This window comes from Curvibacter fontanus (assembly GCF_054780335.1).
Window position 1 is genome coordinate 176104 of the sequence record NZ_BAAGWN010000047.1, and the last position, 21267, is coordinate 197370.

19 protein-coding genes are annotated in these 21267 nt (G+C 65.0%); 9 read left to right on the top strand and 10 right to left on the bottom strand.

Annotated elements, in window-relative coordinates; genetic code table 11:
• Window positions 1–195: 195 nt before the first annotated feature.
• Window positions 196–2664, top strand: coding sequence for a penicillin-binding protein 1A (locus ACYVH8_RS17800; RefSeq protein ID WP_460490151.1), 2469 nt, complete (start codon window positions 196–198; stop codon window positions 2662–2664).
• Here ACYVH8_RS17800 and cyaY read toward each other — a convergent pair whose 3' ends face one another.
• Window positions 2665–2994 (bottom strand): iron donor protein CyaY, encoded by a 330-nt coding sequence (gene cyaY, locus ACYVH8_RS17805; protein WP_460490152.1) that lies wholly within the window; start codon window positions 2992–2994, stop codon window positions 2665–2667. It abuts the gene before it with no gap.
• A gap of 57 nt (window positions 2995–3051) precedes the next feature.
• On the opposite strand from cyaY, the gene lptM reads away from it, so the two are divergent.
• Together lptM and lysA are read left to right on the top strand one after the other, a co-directional pair.
• A complete protein-coding gene (gene lptM / locus ACYVH8_RS17810) occupies window positions 3052–3264 on the top strand; it encodes an LPS translocon maturation chaperone LptM (protein WP_460490153.1) in 213 nt (70 codons plus the stop codon).
• Window positions 3261–4535, top strand: a complete 1275-nt coding sequence (gene lysA, locus ACYVH8_RS17815; protein ID WP_460490154.1) for a diaminopimelate decarboxylase — start codon at window positions 3261–3263, stop codon at window positions 4533–4535. Before lptM ends, lysA begins: the two co-directional genes overlap by 4 nt.
• A 17-nt stretch (window positions 4536–4552) precedes the next feature.
• On the opposite strand, the gene ACYVH8_RS17820 is transcribed toward lysA, so the two are convergent.
• The 5 genes from ACYVH8_RS17820 to ACYVH8_RS17840 all read right to left on the bottom strand — a co-directional run bounded on the left by ACYVH8_RS17820 (window position 4553) and on the right by ACYVH8_RS17840 (window position 10503).
• A complete protein-coding gene (locus ACYVH8_RS17820; RefSeq protein ID WP_460490155.1) occupies window positions 4553–5173 on the bottom strand; it encodes a protein-methionine-sulfoxide reductase heme-binding subunit MsrQ in 621 nt (206 codons plus the stop codon).
• Window positions 5174–5183: 10 nt separating this feature from the next.
• On the bottom strand, window positions 5184–6173 hold the full coding sequence (gene msrP / locus ACYVH8_RS17825) for a protein-methionine-sulfoxide reductase catalytic subunit MsrP (RefSeq protein ID WP_460490156.1): 990 nt from the start codon (window positions 6171–6173) through the stop codon (window positions 5184–5186).
• 85 nt (window positions 6174–6258) lie between these two features.
• Window positions 6259–7581 carry a c-type cytochrome biogenesis protein CcsB gene (ccsB, locus tag ACYVH8_RS17830; RefSeq protein ID WP_460490157.1) on the bottom strand — a complete coding sequence of 441 codons (1323 nt, stop codon included), beginning with the start codon at window positions 7579–7581 and terminating at the stop codon, window positions 6259–6261.
• 3 nt (window positions 7582–7584) lie between these two features.
• Window positions 7585–9699 carry a cytochrome c biogenesis protein ResB gene (locus ACYVH8_RS17835; protein ID WP_460490158.1) on the bottom strand — a complete coding sequence of 705 codons (2115 nt, stop codon included), beginning with the start codon at window positions 9697–9699 and terminating at the stop codon, window positions 7585–7587.
• 183 nt (window positions 9700–9882) lie between these two features.
• A complete protein-coding gene (locus ACYVH8_RS17840; protein ID WP_460490159.1) occupies window positions 9883–10503 on the bottom strand; it encodes a c-type cytochrome in 621 nt (206 codons plus the stop codon).
• Window positions 10504–10575: 72 nt separating this feature from the next.
• Between ACYVH8_RS17840 and yihA the strand changes: the two genes are divergently transcribed.
• Window positions 10576–11280, top strand: a complete 705-nt coding sequence (yihA, locus tag ACYVH8_RS17845) for a ribosome biogenesis GTP-binding protein YihA/YsxC (protein WP_460490160.1) — start codon at window positions 10576–10578, stop codon at window positions 11278–11280.
• Complete coding sequence (locus ACYVH8_RS17850; protein WP_460490161.1) at window positions 11277–12185, top strand: alpha/beta fold hydrolase; 909 nt, start codon at window positions 11277–11279, stop codon at window positions 12183–12185. Before yihA ends, ACYVH8_RS17850 begins: the two co-directional genes overlap by 4 nt.
• Here the strand turns inward: ACYVH8_RS17850 and ACYVH8_RS17855 are convergent.
• Together ACYVH8_RS17855 and ACYVH8_RS17860 are read right to left on the bottom strand one after the other, a co-directional pair.
• Window positions 12179–13042, bottom strand: coding sequence for a lysophospholipid acyltransferase family protein (locus ACYVH8_RS17855; RefSeq protein WP_460490162.1), 864 nt, complete (start codon window positions 13040–13042; stop codon window positions 12179–12181). The two genes, ACYVH8_RS17850 and ACYVH8_RS17855, sit on opposite strands and share 7 nt — an antisense overlap.
• Window positions 13042–13872, bottom strand: coding sequence for a lysophospholipid acyltransferase family protein (locus tag ACYVH8_RS17860; RefSeq protein ID WP_460490163.1), 831 nt, complete (start codon window positions 13870–13872; stop codon window positions 13042–13044). Before ACYVH8_RS17860 ends, ACYVH8_RS17855 begins: the two co-directional genes overlap by 1 nt.
• 173 nt (window positions 13873–14045) lie before the next feature.
• Here ACYVH8_RS17860 and metK point away from each other — a divergent pair, with 173 nt between their 5' ends.
• The 4 genes from metK (at window position 14046) to ACYVH8_RS17880 (ending at window position 18983) form a co-directional block, all read left to right on the top strand.
• Window positions 14046–15227, top strand: coding sequence for a methionine adenosyltransferase (gene metK / locus ACYVH8_RS17865; protein ID WP_460490164.1), 1182 nt, complete (start codon window positions 14046–14048; stop codon window positions 15225–15227).
• Window positions 15228–15353: 126 nt separating this feature from the next.
• Window positions 15354–16598: a glycosyltransferase family 9 protein gene (locus ACYVH8_RS17870; protein WP_460490165.1), complete on the top strand. Its 1245-nt coding sequence runs from the start codon at window positions 15354–15356 to the stop codon at window positions 16596–16598.
• A complete protein-coding gene (locus ACYVH8_RS17875) occupies window positions 16595–17089 on the top strand; it encodes a GtrA family protein (protein ID WP_460490166.1) in 495 nt (164 codons plus the stop codon). Before ACYVH8_RS17870 ends, ACYVH8_RS17875 begins: the two co-directional genes overlap by 4 nt.
• Window positions 17090–17129: 40 nt before the next feature.
• Window positions 17130–18983 (top strand): hypothetical protein, encoded by a 1854-nt coding sequence (locus tag ACYVH8_RS17880; RefSeq protein WP_460490167.1) that lies wholly within the window; start codon window positions 17130–17132, stop codon window positions 18981–18983.
• Here the strand turns inward: ACYVH8_RS17880 and ACYVH8_RS17885 are convergent.
• Together ACYVH8_RS17885 and ACYVH8_RS17890 are read right to left on the bottom strand one after the other, a co-directional pair.
• Entirely contained in the window at window positions 18974–19615 is a 642-nt protein-coding gene (locus tag ACYVH8_RS17885) for a hypothetical protein (protein WP_460490168.1), read from the bottom strand. The two genes, ACYVH8_RS17880 and ACYVH8_RS17885, sit on opposite strands and share 10 nt — an antisense overlap.
• A gap of 12 nt (window positions 19616–19627) precedes the next feature.
• A complete protein-coding gene (locus ACYVH8_RS17890) occupies window positions 19628–20794 on the bottom strand; it encodes an exo-alpha-sialidase (protein WP_460490169.1) in 1167 nt (388 codons plus the stop codon).
• Window positions 20795–21267: the final 473 nt, after the last annotated feature.

The following is a 21267-nucleotide window of genomic DNA, read 5'->3' on the forward strand; positions in this document are numbered from 1 at the left end:
CTTGTCCTGCAAAGGATTTTTCCCATTTCTGCGCTTTTGAACGTTGTCAAAAGCAGACGCTTTGTATGCGTTTGCAACCGCCTGGAAACAGGCCTTACATCTGCGAGGAAGTTTGTCGCCTCAATAAAAATGGACATGCCGGTCTTGGGGAGGGCGCAGATTTTTATAATGCTGATGCGACCTTACAAAGACTTTATGCCCCTTGATTCTCCATCCGAGTCCCCCCCCACGCCTAGCCCTGAAGGCATGAAATTCCCCCGATCTGCCACCGTGCGCCAACTCCTGCGCATCGGCCTGTGGAGCGGCGGCATCGCACTGGCCGGCCTGGCCTCGGTGCTGATCATCGTGTCCATCGCCATGGCGCTGGCCTATCCCAATCTGCCGGACATCTCCGACCTGTCGGAATACCGTCCCAAGCTCCCCCTGCGCATCTTTTCAGCGGAAGGGGATCTGATTGGCGAGTTTGGCGAGGAACGGCGCAATTTCACCCCGATCAAAGCCATTCCCCAGACCCTCACCGATGCGGTCCTGGCCATCGAGGATGCCCGCTTCTTCCAGCACGGCGGTGTGGACTATGTGGGCGTGGTACGCGCCGGCCTGGCCAACGTCGGCAGAGCCAAGAGCCAGGGCGCCTCTACCATCACCATGCAGGTGGCGCGCAATGTCTACCTGTCCTCTGAAAAGACTTTCACGCGCAAGATCTACGAGATCCTGCTGACCTTCAAGCTGGAGCATTTGCTCACGAAGGACCAGATCCTCGAGATCTACATGAACCAGATCTATCTGGGCAACCGCGCCTATGGTTTCGCCGCCGCCGCCGAGACCTACTTCGGCAAGGCGCTCAAGGACATCACGATTGCCGAAGCCGCCATGCTGGCCGGCCTGCCCAAGGCGCCCTCGGCCTACAACCCGATCAGCAACCCCAAGCGCGCCCGCAGCCGCCAGCTCTACATCATCGACCGCATGCTGGACAACGGTTTCATCACGGCGGAAGAAGCCGAGACCGCCAGAAAGCAGGAGCTGCGGATCAAATCGGGGGGCAACAACGCCGCTGGCAATGGCCCGGCACGCAGCCACGCTGAATTCGTGGCCGAGATGGTCCGCCAGCTGATCTTTGCCCAGTATGGCGAGGAGACCTACACGCGAGGACTTAACGTCTACACCACCATACGCTCCAAGGACCAGGAAGTGGCCTACCAGGCCCTGCGCCAGGGCATCATGGACTTTGAGCGCCGCCAGGCCTACCGGGGGCCCGAGAAGTTCATCACCCTGCCCGACAAGGCCACCGAGCTTGAAGACACTGTCGATGATGCCCTGGACGAGCATCCCGACAACGGCGACTTGCTGACCGCCTTGGTGCTGGAAGCCACCCCCCGCAAGGTCATGGCCATGCGGCGCGGTGGCGAAACTCTGGAAATCACAGGGGAGGGACTGCGCATCGCCCAGCCCGGCCTGCAGCCCAGGGCCGGCCCCAAGCTCAAGATCCGTCGTGGCGCCATCATCCGGGTCATGAAAACGGCGAAAAACACCTGGGAAATCGTGCAGTTGCCCGAGGTTGAGGGCGCCTTCGTCTCCCTGGACCCGCGCAACGGCTCCATCAAAGCCCTCGTGGGGGGATTCGATTTCGAAAAGAACAAGTTCAACCACGTCACCCAGGCCTGGCGCCAGCCCGGTTCGAGCTTCAAGCCCTTCATCTATTCGGCCGCACTCGAAAAAGGCTTCACCCCAGCCACCGTGGTCAACGACGCGCCCCTGTTCTTCGAGCCCGAGTTGACTGGTGGCCAGCCCTGGGAGCCGAAAAACTACGACGGCGCCTTCGAGGGCCCCATGCCCCTGCGCCGCGGCCTCGCGAAATCCAAGAACATGATTTCGATACGCGTGCTGGACGCCATCGGCGCGCGCTACGCCCAGGAATGGGTCGCCCAATTCGGCTTTGAAGCCGAGAAACACCCGCCTTACCTGACCATGGCACTGGGCGCTGGTTCGGTCACCCCCATGCAGATGGCCACCGGGTACTCGGTATTCGCCAACGGGGGCTACCGCATCAACCCCTGGATGATCAGCAAGATCACCGAGCAGAAGGGCAAGGTGCTGATCCAGTCCAAACCCGTGGTGCCCGACGAATCCATGCGCGCGATTGAAGCACGCAATGCCTTCGTCATGTCAACCATGCTGCAGGAGGTCATGCGCACCGGCACGGGAAGCCGGGCCCAGGCCGCCCTGAAACGGCCCGATATCTATGGCAAGACCGGCACCACGAATGACTCCATGGACGCCTGGTTTGCCGGCTACCAGCCCACGCTCACCGCCATCACCTGGATCGGCTACGACACACCGCGCAAATTGGGTGACCGCGAAACCGGCGGTGGCCTGAGCCTGCCGGTCTGGATCAACTATATGGAACACGCCCTGCGCGACGTGCCCATCCTGGAACTGGCGCCGCCCGAAGGTGTGGTGCAAGTCGGTATCGACTGGATGTACACCGAACACGCCAAGGATGGTGGTGTGCTCTCGCTGGGCCTGGACGACGTACCCGCCGTCATGCCCCCGCCCGGAGGCATCCTGCCGGCACCCGCACCAGCCCCCGCCGCCGCGCCGCCGGCGCAGGCCCCCAATCCGCCCACGGAAGAAAAGCTGCGCATTCTCGACCTGTTCAAGAACTGATCAGGCGGAAAACACCAGTTTCGAGCCAGCCTGTTCGCTCGCATAACGCGACAGGCTGGCGAAGAACTCGCCCTGCCCCTTGGTATCAAGCCACTGGCGGCCATCGAACTTGTAGTGGTAACCGCCCGAGCGGGCCGCCAGCCAGATTTCATGCAGCGGCTTCTGCAGATTCACCACGATCTGGCTGCGATCGCGAAACACCAGGGTCACCATGCCGCCGACGCGCTGGTTGTCGATGTCGACGTCGCTTTCCTCGTTGAAGCGGTCACAGCTGGCTTCGATGGCGCGCAGAACACTCTCGGCGCGGTCCATGAATTCGGTGTCGGTCATTACAATTCCGTGATGTTGCAAACCCCTCGGATTCTAGTCAGGGCCCTAAGCCATGCCGTGCTTGCTGTCATTGCAGCCTGCGCGCTCTCGACCTTGAGCGGCTGCGGCCAGACCGGCAATCTGTACCTGCCTGCCGAGCCGGCTGCCGCCAACCGCGCCACCCTGCCCCAGTCCATGTGGCCGGCCATGCCCGACAACAAGAAGTCCGAGACGCCAGCCACCGGCCCGTCGCCTGTTCCTGTCTCCACCAACATTCCCGCCCCCCAATGACTGCCAAGACACTCCCGGGCCAGCCCCATATTGCCTACCGAGGCGATGAGCTCTTCATCGAAAACGTGCGCCTGGCCGATCTGGCCCGCCAGCATGGCACGCCGCTGTTCGTGTATTCCAAGGCGGCCATGCTGGCAGCCCTGGGGGCCTACCAGCGCGGCTTTGCCGGCCGCAAGGCACAGGTCTGCTACGCCATGAAAGCCAACTCCTCGCTGGCCATACTGCAGCTGTTCGCCCGGGCCGGTTGCGGCTTCGACATCGTCTCCGGCGGCGAGCTCGAACGCGTGCTGGCCGCGGGTGGCGACGCAAGCAAGATCATCTTCTCCGGCGTCGGCAAGACACGCACTGAAATGCGCCGGGCGCTTGACGCGGGCATCGGCTGTTTCAATGTCGAAAGCGAAGCTGAAATCGACGTACTCAACGAAGTGGCGCTTGCCGCAGGTCAGCGCGCGCCTGTCAGCATCCGTGTGAATCCGAACGTGGATGCCAAGACCCATCCTTACATCTCGACCGGCCTCAAGGGCAACAAATTCGGCATCGCACACGAACGCGCGCTGACCATCTATCAGCACGCTGCCGCGCTGCCCGGCCTGAAAGTCGTGGGTATCGACTGCCATATCGGCTCGCAGATCACGCAGGAGTCGCCCTACCTGGACGCGATGGACCGCGTACTCGATCTGGTCCAGGCCATCGAAGCGACCGGCATCCCGCTGCACCACATCGACTTCGGTGGCGGTCTGGGCATCGACTACAACGGCGACACACCACCCGCCGCCGATGCCCTGTGGGCCAAGCTGCTCGCCAAGCTGGATGCGCGCGGCTATGGCCAGCGCCAGCTGATGATCGAACCCGGCCGCTCTCTGGTCGGCAATGCCGGCGTCTGCCTGACCGAAGTGCTCTACCTCAAGCCCGGCGAACAGAAGAATTTCTGCATCGTCGATGCGGCCATGAACGATCTGCCACGCCCGGCCATGTACGAGGCCTACCACCAGATCGTGCCATTGGCACCGCGTCAGGGCGCCCACATCAACTGGGACATCGTCGGCCCGGTGTGCGAGAGCGGTGACTGGCTGGGGCGTGACCGGATGCTCGATGTGCAAACGGGTGATCAGCTGGCCGTGCTCTCGGCTGGCGCCTACTGCATGAGCATGGCCAGCAACTACAACACGCGCGGTCGTGCTGCAGAGATCCTGGTCGATGGCATCCAATCCCATCTGATCCGCGAACGCGAGTACGCGTCCGATCAGATGCGAGGAGAAAAGCTGGTCTGATAAGCCGGGCCTGCGGTTCAGGTCCTGTGGTTCCTGACGTAGCGCAGCAGTCGCCAACCCAGCAGGGCGCCGAATATGCCGGCATACACCTGCACCTCGGCAAAATTGTTCTTGCCTGCGCGCATCCAGAAAAAGTGCAGCACAGCCAGCAGGGCCACGGCATACACCAGCCTGTGCAGAAGCTGCCAACGCGCAGCACCCAGGGCGCGGATGGCACGGTTCCACGAGGTGGCGGCCAGTGGCGTCAGCAGCACAAAAGCCGTGAACCCCACCAGGATGAAGGGGCGCTTGGCAATGTCACGCGCGATGTCGCCCGGGTCCAGACCCATGTCCAGCCAGGCGTAGCACAGCAGATGCAACACGACGTAGAAATAGACGTAGAGCCCCAGCATGCGGCGCAAGCGCGCCAGCGCCGACAGCTTCAGCAGAACCCTCAGGGGCGTAACGGCCAGGACCACGCAGAGCATGCGCAGGGTCCAGTCCCCCGTGGATCGGATCAAGGCTTCGGCCGGATTGGCCCCCAGCTGATCGGTCGCCGCCCCATAAACCAGCCAGAACGCCGGCAGCAGACAGAGCAGGAACAACAGCGGCTTGGCGGCACGCCCCAGCAGCCAGCGGTTGATGCGCGCCGTCTCCAAGTGCAGGCTGTCAGTAATATTTCTTGAGATCCATGCCGGCGTACAGCTGCCCCACCTGGGCCTCGTAGCCGTTGAACATCAAGGTCTTGCGCTTCTTGGCAAACAGGCCGTCTTCGCCGATGCGACGTTCATTGGCCTGGCTCCAGCGCGGGTGGTTCACCAGCGGATTCACGTTGGAATAGAACCCGTATTCCTGCGGTGCCGCAAGGTTCCAGGCCGTGGCCGGCTGCTTGTCGGTGAAGCGGATCTTCACCAGACTCTTGCCACTCTTGAAACCGTACTTCCATGGCACCACCAGACGCAGCGGTGCGCCGCTCTGCCTGGGCAGCACTTCACCATACATGCCGAAGGCCAGCAGGGTCAGGGGGTGCATGGCCTCGTCCATGCGCAGTCCCTCGACATAAGGCCAGTTGAGCACACGCGAGCCCACATAAGGCATGGTCTTGCTGTCCGCCAGGGTGATGAATTCGACATACTTGGCGCTGCCCAGGGGTTCGACTTTTTTGATCAGCTCCGCCACCGAGTACCCCACCCACGGGATCACCATGGACCAGCCCTCGACACAACGCAGCCGGTAGACGCGCTCTTCCATAGGAGACAGCTTGAGCAGGTCTTCCAGGGCGTAGTTGCCGGGTTTCTTGACCAGGCCCTCGATGCCCACGGTCCAGGGCGTGGTCTTGAGCGTGTGCGCATTGCGCGCCGGGTCACTCTTGTCCGTGCCGAATTCGTAGAAGTTGTTGTAGCTGCTGGCATCCTTGAAGTCGGTGATCCTCTCCATGGTGCTGGCGCCACTCACTGAGGACTTCCGGCCCGCCAGCTTGGCGCCCTGGGCCGGCATTTGCGCGCGTGCGTCGCGCACGGCCCAGGCCGCCAAGGCAGCGCCGGCAACCCCTCCGGCCATCAGGCGCATCAGCTGGCGTCGGTCCCGGTAGACGTTTTGCGGGGTGATTTCGCTGGATTGCGGATGGACAAAGCCATCGTCACGGGTCTTGATGAGCATGTCGTGCCCTCCTATGCTGATGAGTCGTGGGATGGCGATGATTCTTACAAAGTTCCCGCTTTCCCGTCGGGACGGCGCCAAACCCCTACAACGCGCCGTAGCTGTGCAGCCCGCTGAGGAACATGTTGACACCGATGAAGGCGAAGGTCGTCACGCCCAGGCCCGCCAGGGCCCACCACGATGCCACGGTGCCGCGCAGGCCCTTCATCAGGCGCATGTGCAGCCAGGCCGCGTAATTGAGCCAGACGATCAGGGCCCAGGTCTCCTTGGGGTCCCAGCTCCAGTAGCCGCCCCAGGCCTCGGCCGCCCACAGGGCGCCCAGCACGGTGGCGATGGTGAAGAAGGCAAACCCCACGGCGATGGACTTGTACATCACGTCGTCCAGCACCTCAAGCGAGGGCAGCCGTTCGATGATGCGCCGGCGACCCAGCAGGATGCCGCCCACGATGAGCGCGGCGATGATGAAATAGACCAGCCAGTAGCTGCCACCGGCCGCCGAAGAACTCTGGCGGAAGGCCAGCGGCACGAAGCACAGCACGATGCCGAAGATCCACAGCGGGGCCAGCCTGTACCAGCGAGTCTCCTGCGCCTGGCTCTTGATCAGGTAGGCAAAAGCCACCATGGCGGCCAGGGCGAAGGTGCCGTAACCCACGAAGTTGGCCGGCACGTGCAGCTTCATCCACCAGCTCTTGAGCGCCGGCACCAGGGGCTGGATCTCGTGCGCCTCGCGCACCGCGGTGTACCAGAGCAGGAAGCCCACGGCCGCGCTGACCACCAGCATGACAAAGGCGCCCATGCCGCGCGTGCCGTACTGTTGCTCGAAGTAGAGGTAGAACAGCGCCGTCAGCCAGCAGAAGAGCACGAAGACCTCGTACAGGTTGCTGACCGGGATGTGCCCGATGTCCGGGCCGAGCAGGTAACTCTCGTACCAGCGCACCAGGGTGCCGATCAGGGCCATGCCCACGGCCACCCAGGTCAGGCGCGAGCCGATCAGCTCCATGGTGGCGCCCTGCGCCCGGCTGAACATGCCGATCCAATAGAACACCGTGCTCATGAAGAACAGCACGCTCATCCACAGGATGGCCGACTGGCTGGACAGGAAGTACTTGAGCCAGAACACGCTCTCGGCGCGCGCCAGCTGCCCTTGATAAGAGGCGATGCCCAGGAGCGCGAAGGCGACCACCACCAGCATCAGCACGCGCAGCGGCCGCCAGAACCAGCCCAGCGCCGCGGCAGCGGGCATGGCCAGCAGCAGGATGCCTTTCTCGTAGACATCCATGTAGGGATGGTAGTTGGCGTAGGCGTACATGCCGCCCACGGCGACCAGCAGGGCAAACAGCCAGTCAAAGAGATTGCGCTTGGCAAAGTAGCCCTCGTTGAGGGTCAGGGTGGTCGTGGCGGTGTTCATGGTTTACTCCTTGCTCTGCAAGAGCTTGTCGCGCAGCTGCTCGAATTCACGGTCGGCGTCCAGGGTCTTGCGGTTGGACGACAGGGCCATGCTGGCCTGGGCGCCCTGCCCCTGGGGCGTCAGCCAGATCCAGAGGCGGCGCTCGCGCACATAGAGCATGGCAAACACGCCCAGGATCAGCAAGGCACAGCCCAGATAGACAACCGTCTTGCCCGGTGCGCGCGCCACCTGGAACACGCTGGCCTGCAGCTGCGTGAAATCGCTCAGCTGCAGGGCCATGGGGGCCGGGTAGAAATAGGCGTCGCTCAGCGCCAGCACGACCTGCGTCATGAAAGCCTGGGCGGTTTCATCGGAGGCCAGGGGCTTGAGGCCGGCGCGTTCGCGCGCGACCTGCAGCAACTCGAACAGGGTCCCGTTGAGGATGCGCACCAGCATCTCGCCCGCTCGCGCACGCTCGGCCTCGGGCACATTGTTTTCCATGAAGTCCGCCATGGCCTGCAGGCCGCCCGGCGCCCGGCTGCCCGCTACGGGCTCGGCCCCCGAGAACAGGCCCAGCGCACGCAGGGCCGAGGCGTTGAGCTGCGGCAGCAGATCCTTGCGGGAAGGATCCACCACACGCGCGGCATAACGACGCACGGCTTGTGCACGCATCACCGGATCAGCCAGGGCAGCGCGCAGGCGGAAGAATTCATCGGTCGAGCTCTGGGCATCGGCCGGTATGCGCAGGTAACGGAAGGGCTCCGACGGTGTCTCGCGCATGCCCATCAGGAAAACCGGCACCCCGTCCCCCAGATCAACCGGCAGCATGTAGTTGTTGAACTCGCGCGCCTGGCCGGCCTCGTCGCGCAGCTTGTAGCTCACGCTGGGGCCGACGTTGCGCTGGGTCTTACTGGCGTCGGCCTTGTTGGCCGCGCCCAGGCGCTCGTCCAGTGCGGCGCGCAGGTCCACCTTGCGCACGTCCACGCCCGAGGGGCTGTTGGCCGCGAAGTTCTCGACGTTGATGACGCGCAGGCCGGTGTATTCCAGCGTGAGCTTCTGATTGCCATTGCTCAGCTGCGACGTGCCGCCGATCACACCCTCGATCTCGAAGGGTTGGGTCGCCGCGTTCATGGGCTGGGCCTTGAGGCGCACGGTCGAGCCGCCGTCGTCGAAGCTGGACTGGTAGATCTCGATGCCCTTGTAGCTGGCCGGATGGTTGACCTCGACGCGCGCTTCGTGTTGCTCCCCCGTGGCCTTGTCGTGGATCACGATCTCGCTGGCGAAGAGCTTGGGCATACCGGTCGAGTAGTGCTCGACGATGAATTTCTTGAGCTCGATGGCAAAGGGCAGCTCCTGCAGCAGGATGCCATCGGACTGGTTCAGGATGGCGGTGCTGGACTGTGTACCCTCGGCCACCAGCAGATTGCCGCGGAAGGTCGGGTTGCGTTCGCTCAGGCGGTGCTCGGGTTTGACGTCGGCAATCATGCCGCCGCCGTTGTAGAGTGTCTTGCCGCCCCACCACATCTGTGCCCGCACCATGAGGTCTCCATCCAGCAGCCCCCCGACACAGACCAGCACGATGGCACTGTGCGCCGCCAGATAACCCAGTTTGTTGGCGGCGCCGGCCTTGGCCGCCAGCATCCAGCCGGTGCCCGAGAGCGTCTCGCGCTGCTGCAACTTCACTTTCCAGCCCCCGGTGGCCAGCAGACGACCCAGGCGCTGGGCGGCGGCTTGCGGCGCATCGGTCAGCGTGGCTTGCGCGCGATGGTGGAAGGCCTGCAGCGATTGCTCGCGCATGTTTTCCTTGTAGGCCTTGAGGTCGGCCAGGATCTTGGGGGTGTTGCGTGCAATGCACAGCGAGGTGCTGGTGACCAGGAAAGCCAGGATCAGCAGGAACCACCAGGCGCTGTAAACCGCGTACAGATTGAGCTTGCCGAAGACCTCGGTCCAGAAGGGGCCGAACTGGTTGATGTAGTTGTTCAGCGGTTCGTGCTGCTTGAGCACCGTGCCGATGACCGAGGCGATGCAGATCACGGTCAGCAGCGAGATGGAAAAGCGCATCGACGACAGCAATTCCACCGCCGCACGCAGGGTGCGGGAGGATGCGGGCAATTTCAGGCCCTGGGTGGAGACGGTCATGGTGTTAGTGGCTGGGGTCTGCAAAAAACAAAAGGCGGGTCTTCATGCAAAGACCCGCCTGGGTAGGAGTACCTGGAAGCTGCAGGGTTCCGTCAGCGGGCATTCAGCCGGCATTGTGAACCAAATATCACCCTGTGCTTATTCATGCCGGTTGAAACCCGGCAATCTGCAAGCGTATTGCGATCAACGCAGGCCGGCGATGTAATCCGCAACGGCCTTGATTTCGCGATCGTTCATCTTGGCCGCCACCTGGGTCATGGGCAGGCTGTTCTTGCGCACGCCGTCGCGGAAGGACTGCAGCTGGGCCGTGGTGTAGTCGGCATGCTGGCCGCTCAGACGAGGGTACTGGGCCGGAATGCCGGCGCCGTTGGGGCTGTGGCAGCCGGCACAGGCCGCGATCTGGCGGTCGGGGATGCCACCGCGGTAGATGCGTTCACCCAGGGCCACCAGTTCCTTGTCCTTGGCGAAACCCGGCTTGGCCTTCTGCGCGGCCAGCCAGGCGCCTATGTCCATCATGTCCTCGTCGCTGAGCACCGAGGCAAAACCCTTCATCACGGCGCTGTTGCGCTTGCCGGACTTGAACTCCTGCAGCTGCTTGGCCAGGTACTGGGGGTGCTGCTGGGCCAATTTGGGGTTGGCCGGGATGCCGGAGTTACCGTCGGCGCCGTGACAGGCGGCACAGACAGCGGTGAACCTGGCTTCGCCCTTGGCCAGGTCGGGCTTGGCCGGCGCCTTGGCATCCTCGGCGGCGAAGGCGGGCGCTGCCAGCACGGCAGCCAACATCAGGGGGGCAAGCAACTTCATGGTGGTTCGGGTGTGGTTGGAGCAAAACTGCCCGATTCTACAATGCAGGTCCGGGCACTTCACCATCACCTCATGACCCCCCCCTCCAAAACTGCCGCCGCGGCCCGCCAGGGCGGCAAGCCCGCCCCCCCCAGCCCGCAGGCCGTCCAGGCCCTGGGCTGGCTGCACACGGCCCGTTTCCTGACCACGGCGCCCGAGCTGCATTTCCTGCCCGCGCTGGATGTGCCGGAAATCGCCTTTGTCGGCCGCTCCAACGCCGGCAAATCGACCTGCATCAACACCCTGACCCAGCAGAACCAGCTGGCCTTCGCCTCCAAGAAGCCCGGGCGCACGCAGCACATCAACCTGTTCGCCCTGGGCAAACAGGGTGTCACCGATGCCGTGCTGACCGACCTGCCGGGTTACGGCTACGCCGCGGTGCCCAAGCAGGACAAGATCCGCTGGCAGCAGGTCATGGCCAACTACCTGGTCACACGCGAAAACCTCAAGGCCATCGTGCTGATGTGCGACCCGCGCCACGGCCTGACCGAGCTGGACCAGGTCCTGCTCGAAGTGATCCGTCCGCGCGTCGAGGAAGGCCTGAAATTCCTGGTCATCCTGACCAAGGCCGACAAACTCACACGCAGCGAAGGGGCCAAGGCCCTGTCCATCATGAAGCTGCAGGCCGGCGGCGGTGAGGTGCGCCTGTTCTCGGCCACCAAACGCACCGGCATCGAGGACGTCGCGCAGCTGCTGTGGCAGTGGGCGCACCCTGACGCTGCGACCGGGCCGGCATGATCGAGACCTGGCTGCAGCCGCTGCCGCACGGCATCACCCTGAGCTGTCGCGCTGCGGGCGAACGTGGCCGACCGGTCCTGCTTTTTCTGCACGGATTTCCCGAAGCCGCTTTTGTCTGGGACGAGCTGCTGGTTCATTTCGCGCGGCCTGAAAACGGCGGCTACCGTTGCGTGGCGCCCAATCTGCGCGGCTACGAGCAATCCAGCGCGCCAGCTGACGTGGCAGCCTACCGGGCCAAACATCTGGTGCAGGACATCGCGGCCCTGATCGCCATCGAAACCGGTAGCGCCCCTCTGGCCTGCCTGATCGCGCACGACTGGGGCGGCGCCGTGGCCTGGAACCTGGCCAACCAGTTGCCGCAACTGAGCGCGAAGCTGGCCATCGTCAACTCGCCGCACCCGGGCGCCTTCCTGCGCGAGCTCAAAAGCAATCCGAAGCAGCAGGCCGCCAGCGCCTACATGAACTTCCTGATCCGTCCCGACGCCGAAAAGCTGCTGGCCGAGAACGACTACCGCCGCCTCTGGGACTTTTTCCTGGGCATGGGCGCCGGCGCAGACGGCTTTGGCTGGCTCACCGATGACATGAAGGCCCGTTACCGCGCCGTCTGGGACCAGGGCCTGAGCGGCGGCTGCAATTACTACCGCGCCTCACCGCTGCGCCCACCACGCGCCGAGGACCCGGCCGCCAGCGCCATCGAACTGCCGCGCGCGATGCTCACCATCCCCCTACCCACGCTCGTGCTCTGGGCCCTGGGTGATACCGCGCTGCCGCCCGAACTGATCGCGGGGCTGGACGACTACATCCCGCGACTCACGCTGGAGACCGTGCCGGACGCCACGCACTGGATCGTGCATGAGCAGCCGCAGCGCGTGATCGCCTCGCTGCAGTGCTTCCTGGCTCAGTAAACCGAGGGTTCCCCCGGCGGCCGGGTCTTGAAACGCTTGTGCACCCAGTAGTACTGCGAGGGCATGGTGTTGATGACGCCCTCCAGCCAGTGGTTCATGTAGGCGGTGTCGGCCTGCACATCGGCGCTCGGATAGTCCTTCCAGGCCGGATGCACCTCGATGTCATAACCCTGCGGCGTGATGCGCGCCGTCACCGGCACCACCTTGGCCCGCCCCAGGCGGGCAAAACGCGGCAAGGAGGGCACGGTGGCCGCCGGCACGCCGTAGAAGGGCACGAAGATCGACTCCTCGGGCCCGAAGTTCATGTCCGACAGCAGGTAAAGCAGGGCGCCCCCGCGCAAACCCGCGACGATGGACTTGACGCCCTGGTCACGATAGAACAGTTGCAGATTGCCGAAACGGCGCCGTCCGTCGTGCAGCCACTGGTCCACGGCCTTGTTGCGCTGGGGCGTGTAGATGCTGACCATGGACCGGCCGGACTGCTGGTTGATCGCCGTGCCCGCCGCATCCAGCCCGAAGAAGTGCGGTGCAAAGATCACCGTCGGCTCCTTGCCTTGCAATTCATGCACGGCCCCCTTGATATGCAGGCGTTGGCGCAGCACCTCCGGCTTGCCGTTCCAGAGCCAGGAACGGTCGAACCAAGCCTGGGTGAAATGTACAAAACACTCGCGTGCCCAGCGCCGGCGCTCCTCCAGGGGATGGTCCGGAAAACACAGGGCCAGATTGCTCATCACCACACGGCGACGCGGCACCGCCAGCACATACAGCACCAGCCCCACCAGCGTGCCCAGGGCCCGCACCCAGGACAGCGGCAGGGGCGCGATCAGGCCCATGAAGAGAACACCTGGATGTTGCATCAGAGTCCTTCCTCGCGCGGCTGCTTGTAGCGGGCGTAAGCCCAGAGGTATTGCTGCGGACAGGTGGCGATCACCTGCTCCATGGCCTGGTTGATCACCGTCGCGGCAGCCTGCGGATCGGACGGCAGCGACGTGCCCAGGGGCTGCACATGCACGGTGTAACCACGCCCCCGGGGCAGGCGTTCGCCCCAGGCCAGCAGCACCACCGCACCGGTCTGCTGCGCCAGCCGGGCCGAAAGGGTCATGGTGTAGGCCTCGCGGCCATAAAACGGCGCCCAGACACCCAGGCCCTGCGGCGGCACCTGGTCCGGCAGCAGGCCGACCGACTGCCCCTGGCGCAGCGCCTTGATCAGTTGCTTGACCCCCGCCAAGGTGGTGGGCGCAGTCTGCAGATGGGGGCGCTGGCGCGCCGTGGCCACCAGTGTGCGCAACGCCGGCTGACGCGAAGGGCGAAACAGGACGGTGATGGGCTGCGTGGCGCCAAAACGTACGGCATAGTCCTGGGCCGTCACCTCAAAACTGCCCATGTGAGGAGTCAGGAAAACTATGGCACGCCCCGCGGTCAGGGCCTGCAGGACATGCTCACCCCCCTCCCAGGTCACGGGCACGGGTCGCCCGAACCACAGGCGCGGCAATTCCGCCACCAGTTGCCCGGCCTGGCCCACGGCGCCACGGCACTGCCGCCAGGTCAGGCCGGCTTGTGCGCAATTCGCCAGGAAACGCCGCCGGTAGGTAGGAGACAGGGCAAACACCAGCCAACCCAGGCCCCAGCCGATGCCATGGAGGACCCACAGGGGCAGCCGGGACAGGATGCGAAAAAGGACCATCATTCGGATAAAATGCGGGCGTCGCCGAGTTACGGAACTACTTGCAGGGCGACAGGCACAGGCCGCCACCCCGAAAGGGAACGATTGTGCCGTCATTCATGACACCTCTGCTAAAGCGTTCGCCGAAGCTCCCAGCCCAGGCAACGCGCCTGACAATCAATTTTGGAGTTTATTCAATGGCGAACGATTACCTCTTCACTTCCGAGTCCGTTTCCGAAGGCCATCCCGACAAGGTTTCGGACCAGGTCTCCGATGCCATCCTGGACGCGATCTTCAAGCAGGACCCGCGCAGCCGCGTGGCCGCCGAGACCCTGTGCAACACCGGTCTGGTGGTGCTGGCCGGCGAGATCACCACCAATGCGCACGTGGACTACATCCAGGTCGCGCGCGACACCATCAAGCGCATCGGCTACGACAACACCGAATACGGCATCGACTACAAGGGTTGCGCCGTGCTGGTGGCGTACGACAAGCAGTCCAACGACATCGCCCAGGGCGTGGACCACGCCAGCGACGACCACCTCAACATCGGCGCCGGCGACCAGGGCCTGATGTTCGGCTACGCCTGCGACGAGACCCCCGCGCTGATGCCCGCGCCCATCCACTACGCGCACCGCCTGGTCGAACGCCAGGCCCAGCTGCGCAAGGACGGCCGCCTGCCTTTCCTGCGTCCCGACGCCAAGAGCCAGGTCACCATGCGCTACGTGGACGGCAAGCCGCACAGCATCGACACCGTGGTGCTCTCCACCCAGCACAGCCCGGACCAGAGCGAGACCGCCACCAAGCTCAAGGCCAGCTTCTACGAGGCCGTGATCGAAGAGATCATCAAGCCTGTGCTGCCCAAGGAATGGCTCAAGGACACCAAGTACCTGGTCAACCCTACCGGCCGTTTTGTCGTCGGCGGCCCCCAGGGTGACTGCGGCCTGACCGGTCGCAAGATCATCGTCGACACCTACGGCGGCGCCTGCCCGCACGGTGGTGGCGCCTTCTCGGGCAAGGACCCGTCCAAGGTGGACCGCTCGGCCGCTTACGCGACCCGCTACGTGGCCAAGAACATCGTGGCCGCCGGCCTGGCCAAGAAGTGCCAGATCCAGGTGGCTTACGCCATCGGCGTGGCCAAGCCCATGAACATCACGGTCAACACGCACGGCACTGGTGTCATCTCCGACGAGAAGATCGCCGCCCTGGTGGCCGAGCACTTCGACCTGCGTCCCAAGGGCATCATCCTGATGCTGGACCTGCTGCGCCCGATCTACGAAAAGTCGGCCGCCTACGGCCACTTCGGTCGTGAAGAGCCCGAGTTCACCTGGGAAAGGACTGACAAAGCTGCTGCACTGCGTGCAGCAGCCGGCCTGTAAGGCCGAAGCGCGCATAGCGCGCGTTTGTCAGTTCTTCGGCGCAGGCTCATATCGGCAAAGCCGATGTGAAGGGCCGCAAGGCCCGTGCCGCAGCCAAAAGACCGTGAGAAAGAAGAGGAAACCCGCATGAAGCTGCAGACACAACGCTGGATCGATCGCTGGGTCGGCCAACTGCTGTGCTCTGCCGTTTCCCTGTGGGCGCGTCTGCTCGGCACGCGCGCGCCGAAAATCGACCACCAGCAGGCGCCGCGCCACATCCTGGTCATCCTGCTGTCCGAAATGGGCAGCATCGTGCTGGCCGGCCCCATGTTCAAGGCGCTGCGCGGCCAATATCCCGGTGTCACCCTGCATGTACTGCAGCTGAAGAAGAACCAGGAAGTCGCCCGCATGCTGCGCCTGACGGAAGACGCCCACTTCCACGGCATCGACGACAGCTCGCCCTTGAGCCTGGTGCGCGACATCTGGCGCGTGAGCCTGGCGATGCGCCGCCTGCCGCTGGACGCCGTTATCGATTGCGAGCTGTTCTCGCGCGTCAGCAGCCTGCTCAGCTACATGACCGGCGCGCCGCGGCGCGCGGGTTTCACGCCGCACACGCAGGAAGGCCTGTACCGCGGCAGCTACATCAACTGCGCGATTCCCTACAACCCCTACCAGCACATCAGCAAGCAGTTCCTTTCGCTGGTCGACGCGCTCGAAAGCGATGGGGGGCCGCGCCACAAGGCCGCACCGATCCGCGCGCTGCCCACCGAAACCGGCCTGTCCGTGCCCTTCGCCGCCGAAGAGCTGTCGGCCTATCGCGAGAAACTGCTGCGCGACCACCCCGTGTTGGCCGGCCGCAAGCTTGTGCTCATGTACCCCGGCGGCGGCATCCTGCCCGAACGGGCCTGGCCGGCCGCGCATTACGCCCGCGTGGCGCGCGGCCTGTGCGAGCAGGGCCATGCCGTGGGTTTCATCGGCCTCAAGGAAGACATGGTCCTGGCCCAGGACATCAGGCGGCAGGTGGGCAGCGAGTCATGCATTGCGCTCACCGGCTACACCCGCAGCCTGCGCGAGCTGCTGATGCTCTTCCACGCCAGTGACCTGCTGCTGACCAACGACGGCGGCCCGGGCCACTTCGCCAGCCTCACGCCCATCCGCACGCTGATGTTCTTCGGCCCCGAGACCGGCAAGCTCTACGGCCCCCTTCCCGGCCCCTTCGGCCCCAGGGCCACGGCCTACGAATCAGGCATCGCCTGCTCGCCCTGCCTCTCGGCCTACAACCACCGCCTGACCTTCTGCGACGGCGACAACCAGTGCCTCAAGCGCATCGCCCCCGACCCGGTGCTGGCCGATGCCCTGCAGGCGCTGCGCGAAGAACCCGCTACCGCATGAACAAACCTTCCCTGCACGAACGACTCTGGCAACTGATCGACTGGCTGCACGGTTTCCGTTACGTCCGCTTCGGCCTGGTGGGCGCCAGCGGCACGGTGGTCAACCTGGCCGTGCTCTACACGGCGCACGAGTTCCTGTTCAACGCCGTCGAGCCGACCGGCAGCAAACCCTATTTCTCGCTGGCCCTGGCCATAGCCGTGGCCACGGTCAACAACTTCACCTGGAACCGCCTGTGGACCTGGTCCGACCGCCTGCACGCCACAGCCGTCGAAGCAGGCCAGCGCCTGAGCAAACGCAGCCTGCTGGCCCAGGTAGGCCAGTACGCCATGGCCTCCTGGCTGGGCATCCTGCTGCAGTACGCGCTCACGCTGTGGCTGACCCATATGGGCATGCACTACCTGCTGGCCAACGTGATCGCCATCGTGATCGCCAGTGTCAGCAACTTCATCGCCAACGACCGCTGGACTTTCCGTCACAAGCGCGAGCCATAATCGCGGCCACGGCCCTCACCTGCGGGGTCAGGTGATGCGCATGCAAGCTTCCGGCATTTCTTCCGACAAACATCCCACGGTCTTCTGGCTGGCCCTGCTGCTGCTGGCCGCCTTCGCCTACGTCTTCGGCCTGGACGGTCAGTATGTGCCCAGCAACGGCGACGAGATGGTCTACGCACACATCGCGCGCGCGACCGCTGCCACGGGCCAGTGGCTGCCACTGGCTTCGGAGCTGGTCGATACCCGCAACACCAAACCCCCCATGCTCTTCTGGCAGGCCATGGTGGCCGGAAACTGGGGCGAGCACTGGAGCATGGCCGCGCTGCGCACACCCAGCCTGCTCTACCTGCTGCTGGTCAGCGGCGCCATCGTGCTGTGCCTGCGCGCCGTCACGCAGCGCTGGCGCGAAGGGCTCATGGCGGCCTGCATCTTCCTGGCTTTCCTCAGCACCTTTCGCTACGGCCGTCCTTATCTCACCAGCGCGCCCGAAACCTTCTGGTTCAGCCTGCCGCTGTTCGCCCTGCTCTGGCAACGCGCGCGACGGAGCGCCGCCGGGCCGCCCCAAGGCGCTCCAGCCCCCTCGGGGGGCAGCGAGCCACACACAGTGAGCGAGCGTGGGGGCCCTATGAATGCGGCCAGTCCTGGCTGGCTGGCGCACCTCCTTTTCGGCCTGGGCCTGGGCCTGGGCCTGGCCTACAAATCCTTCGCGCTGATCGCACCGGCAGCGGCGGCCTGGTGGCTGGCCCTGGTCGCCAGCGAATCGCACCCGAGCTGGCAAGCCGTATGGCGTCATACGCTGAAGACCGGTGTCAGCGCGGCACTTGCCCTGGCCGTTTTCGGTCTCTGGTTCGTGCTCGACCCCGATCCGCAAGCGGTCTGGCGTGAATTCATCGTCGGCGAGAACGCGGCCAAGTTCTCCGATGCCCGCGGCTGGTGGCAGGAAGCGTTTTCGCTCAGCGGCTCCAGCATCTGGTCGCAGCTGCTGGCCTATGGGGTCAATGCCGGCCTGCTTTTCTTCGTCATCCCCGGCCTGGCCTGGCTGGGTCTCAAGCGCCTGCCGCAGGGGCGCAAATTGTGGCCGCTGTCGCCGCACCAGGCCATCCTGCTGGCCTGGATTCTGGTCTGGCTGCTGGTCTTCCTGTTCCCCAGCCAGCGTTCCGCCCGCTACGTGATCCCGGCCATGCCGGCCGTGGCCATGCTGCTGGCCCTGCACTGGCGTGATGTCGCGCGCGCCTGGTTCCTGCCTACGCTGTTGATCGCGGGCCTGGCGCTGCTCATGATTGGTCGCATCGCCTGGGTCGGTTACAGCCTGGGCTTGTCCTCCCCCGTGGAGTTGAGCCTGTCACTGCTGGCCCTCGCTGCTGGCGCCGTAGTCATCGCGGCTGGGCTCTGGCGCTCCGCCTGGAGTCGCGGTGCGGCCGTGCTGGCCAGCCTGCTGGTCTATGTCGCCTTCAATCTCAGTGTCGCCCCGATGGACGGCCCCGTGGGCCGCTACGACGCGCAGACCATCGCTGGCACGCCCCAGGGCCGCATTGCTGTGCCCAACGGCTTCAACAGCCAGTTCGAGCGCTTCCAGTTCCTGCTGCCGGGCCCGCACCACTTCCTGCCCTACGAAACCGGTGCACGCGCACTGGCGCGCCGCGCCGAGGGCACCACACCACCGACACCGGCCGAGGAACTTCGGGAGTTGCTGGCCACGCACCAGGCCGTGGTCTGGATCCAGTCCGGCCCGGCGCAAACCGCGCCGCCCTGCCTGCCGGCTTGCCGCGTGCTGGGCGAGCGCTGGTTGCTGACCAGCCGGCATCTGCCCGGCGAAGTGCGGCTGGACAACCTCTGGCACCCCCAGCAGTGGCTGTACCGGCGCGAATGGCTGCTGGTGCGCGATCAGCCTTGAGCGCGGCGCAGGGTGCGCTGCAGCCAGTCCGCCTGCAGCAGCAGCCACAGCCAGGGGTCGAGCAGCGCGTCCCAGATGTTGCCGGTGGGCAGGCGCAGCAGGACAAAAAGCGCGAGCACCGACACGAGCAGCATCGAGGGCTGGGTCGCGCCATGCCATAACCAGGGCAGCAGGCACAGCAGCACCAGCACCCCGAAGGTGAGCGGCGCAAAACCCAGGCTGTACAGGCTGAAGGGCCAGAACGCAAAAGCGTCCAGCAGCAGCACCCAGCCCAGCAGCACGGGCGCGGGCGCCCAGCGCCGCAGGCCCGCCAGCGGCAAGGACGGTAGCAGTTGGGGGCGGTAGTGCGCCAACAAGAACCAGGCCGACAGCAGCACCATCAGCAGGCTGGGAACGCGAAACGCCAGCCCCAGCCAATACGCGGGTGACAGCGGCCCGGGCCACAGGCACCAGAGCAGCAGCAGCAGGGGCAGGCCACGCTGCCATGCGGGCCGGCTGCCGCCGCGGCGCAGACACCATAGCGCGATGCTCGCCAGCACCAGGCCCCAGCCCAGTACGCGATAGACACCCACCCATCCGACCTGGGGCAACAGGGGCGTCTGCGTCGAGAGCAGGGTGTTCAGTGCTTCCATCTTCTTGTGCACTCAGCGTGTGGTCGGCAGGGGCATGAAGCGTTGCCAGGCGATGCCGCGACGCTCTTCGGTGTAGCTGACCCACAGACTGCCATCGACCCAGGCCATCGAGGGATAGGAGAACTCGCTGCGCCCATCCCCCTGCGCCAGCACCTCCAGCTGGGTCCAGTGCAGCGCATCGCTGGATCCGCTCAGCACCAGCTGGGCGCGCGACTCGGCGCGCGGATTGTGGGCCAGGAACATCAGACCGGGCCGCAGGCTCAGTCCGGCCACCGAAGCGTCGGGATTGGGCATGTTCAGGTCGGGCAGGTCTTCCCAGCTCCGGCCGGCGTCATGGCTGATCACCGCGCGCAGTTGCCGCTGCGCGCGGTTGTCGCGCAGCAGGGCCACCCATTCGGTCTCGCTGCGCGGCAAAAGCGTAGGCTGCAGCAGATCACCGCGCTGCGACATCCGCATCATGCCGCGGAACTCGCCGGCCGCATCGAAGCGCAGCGCCACGGGGTATTTGGTGCCGAGCTCGAAGTAGGCCGGCAGCACCATGCCGCCATCGGCCAGCGGCAGCGGCATGGCCCGCACCAGATGGCTCGTGTTCCAGAGCCAGGACAGGGGCAACACCCCCAGCGGACGGAAGGCCTGCTGCGGCGCATCCTGGCGCAGGTGCAGGATGCGCCCGGCCGCCCAGCCGCCCAGGCCGGTGGCCACGACAAAAAGATGTGTACGGCCCTGACCGTCGCGCCAGGCCACGGGGTTGCCCAGGCGGCGCAGGCCGAAGCCCAGGACTGCGGCGGCACGGTGGCGATTGACCACGTAAGTGGCCGGCGTCCATTGCTGGGTCGCCCGGTCGAACTGGGAGGCCGCAATCTGCACGTCGGGCCCGCTCTCGCGCGAGCCGGCAAACCAGTAGGCCTGCAGGGCCACGGGATCCCCCGGCGGCATCGCCAGCAGGGTGCTGGCATGGGCGGCCCGGGCATCGCCCGGCATGGGAATGCGACCGGCTGCCTGCAGGACCAGCGGGCCGGCAACTGCAGCCGCCCCGGACGGCCAGGCGGCCTTGGGCGCCACAGGCTCGGGCACGCGCTGCCAGCACTCCACCGCCGTCAGCAGCAGGCACAGGCCCAAGCCAGCCCAGCAACGCAGGACAGCAGAACGATGCAGCCAGGAAAACGACAGGCGGTTCACTATGGACTCGATGAGTGAAAAGGTGCGCAGTCAGAAAACAACTGCCGAGTTTAGCGGCCTGGAGTGCAGGCCATCACGGTCCAAGCATCGACACTGCCGGGACACTCCAGCCATGCCGATCCGACTCCCTGCTTGCCAGCATCATGTTGACCGCCATGTAGGCGACACGCCCAGTGATCACTCGGTTCGTTTACCTGGAGTGCTGTCGCCAAGCGATCGTTGATGCATGTTCCCTCTTGGCCGTCAGCAGACGCCACCATCGTCTTTTGAAAGACTGATAAATCAACCTCAAAAATAAATGTTTGTACTTACGGATATTTGTTTTTGAGGTTATGAGTAGTTCAGAGTTAGGGAAGGTCTGAACAAGTCATAAAACCGCCACGCACAGCCCGATGCGCAAGGCGAACACGACGCGCAGGAGCAGATCGTAGCCGCCCGAAGGAGGTTTGCGGCGCAATCTGCGCCCCTTTCGC

Coding starts and splice junctions, on each gene's coding strand:
- ACYVH8_RS17885 (WP_460490168.1), bottom strand. CDS start 19,615: ATGGAAGCACTGAACACCCTGCTCTCGACGCAGACGCCCCTGTTGCCC.
- ACYVH8_RS17850 (WP_460490161.1), top strand. CDS start 11,277: ATGATCGAGACCTGGCTGCAGCCGCTGCCGCACGGCATCACCCTGAGC.
- ACYVH8_RS17875 (WP_460490166.1), top strand. CDS start 16,595: ATGAACAAACCTTCCCTGCACGAACGACTCTGGCAACTGATCGACTGG.
- ACYVH8_RS17835 (WP_460490158.1), bottom strand. CDS start 9,699: ATGACCGTCTCCACCCAGGGCCTGAAATTGCCCGCATCCTCCCGCACC.
- msrP (WP_460490156.1), bottom strand. CDS start 6,173: ATGCTCATCAAGACCCGTGACGATGGCTTTGTCCATCCGCAATCCAGC.
- ACYVH8_RS17840 (WP_460490159.1), bottom strand. CDS start 10,503: ATGAAGTTGCTTGCCCCCCTGATGTTGGCTGCCGTGCTGGCAGCGCCC.
- ACYVH8_RS17870 (WP_460490165.1), top strand. CDS start 15,354: ATGAAGCTGCAGACACAACGCTGGATCGATCGCTGGGTCGGCCAACTG.
- ACYVH8_RS17880 (WP_460490167.1), top strand. CDS start 17,130: ATGCAAGCTTCCGGCATTTCTTCCGACAAACATCCCACGGTCTTCTGG.
- cyaY (WP_460490152.1), bottom strand. CDS start 2,994: ATGACCGACACCGAATTCATGGACCGCGCCGAGAGTGTTCTGCGCGCC.
- ACYVH8_RS17860 (WP_460490163.1), bottom strand. CDS start 13,872: ATGATGGTCCTTTTTCGCATCCTGTCCCGGCTGCCCCTGTGGGTCCTC.
- metK (WP_460490164.1), top strand. CDS start 14,046: ATGGCGAACGATTACCTCTTCACTTCCGAGTCCGTTTCCGAAGGCCAT.
- yihA (WP_460490160.1), top strand. CDS start 10,576: ATGACCCCCCCCTCCAAAACTGCCGCCGCGGCCCGCCAGGGCGGCAAG.
- ACYVH8_RS17800 (WP_460490151.1), top strand. CDS start 196: ATGCCCCTTGATTCTCCATCCGAGTCCCCCCCCACGCCTAGCCCTGAA.
- lysA (WP_460490154.1), top strand. CDS start 3,261: ATGACTGCCAAGACACTCCCGGGCCAGCCCCATATTGCCTACCGAGGC.
- ccsB (WP_460490157.1), bottom strand. CDS start 7,581: ATGAACACCGCCACGACCACCCTGACCCTCAACGAGGGCTACTTTGCC.
- ACYVH8_RS17855 (WP_460490162.1), bottom strand. CDS start 13,042: ATGCAACATCCAGGTGTTCTCTTCATGGGCCTGATCGCGCCCCTGCCG.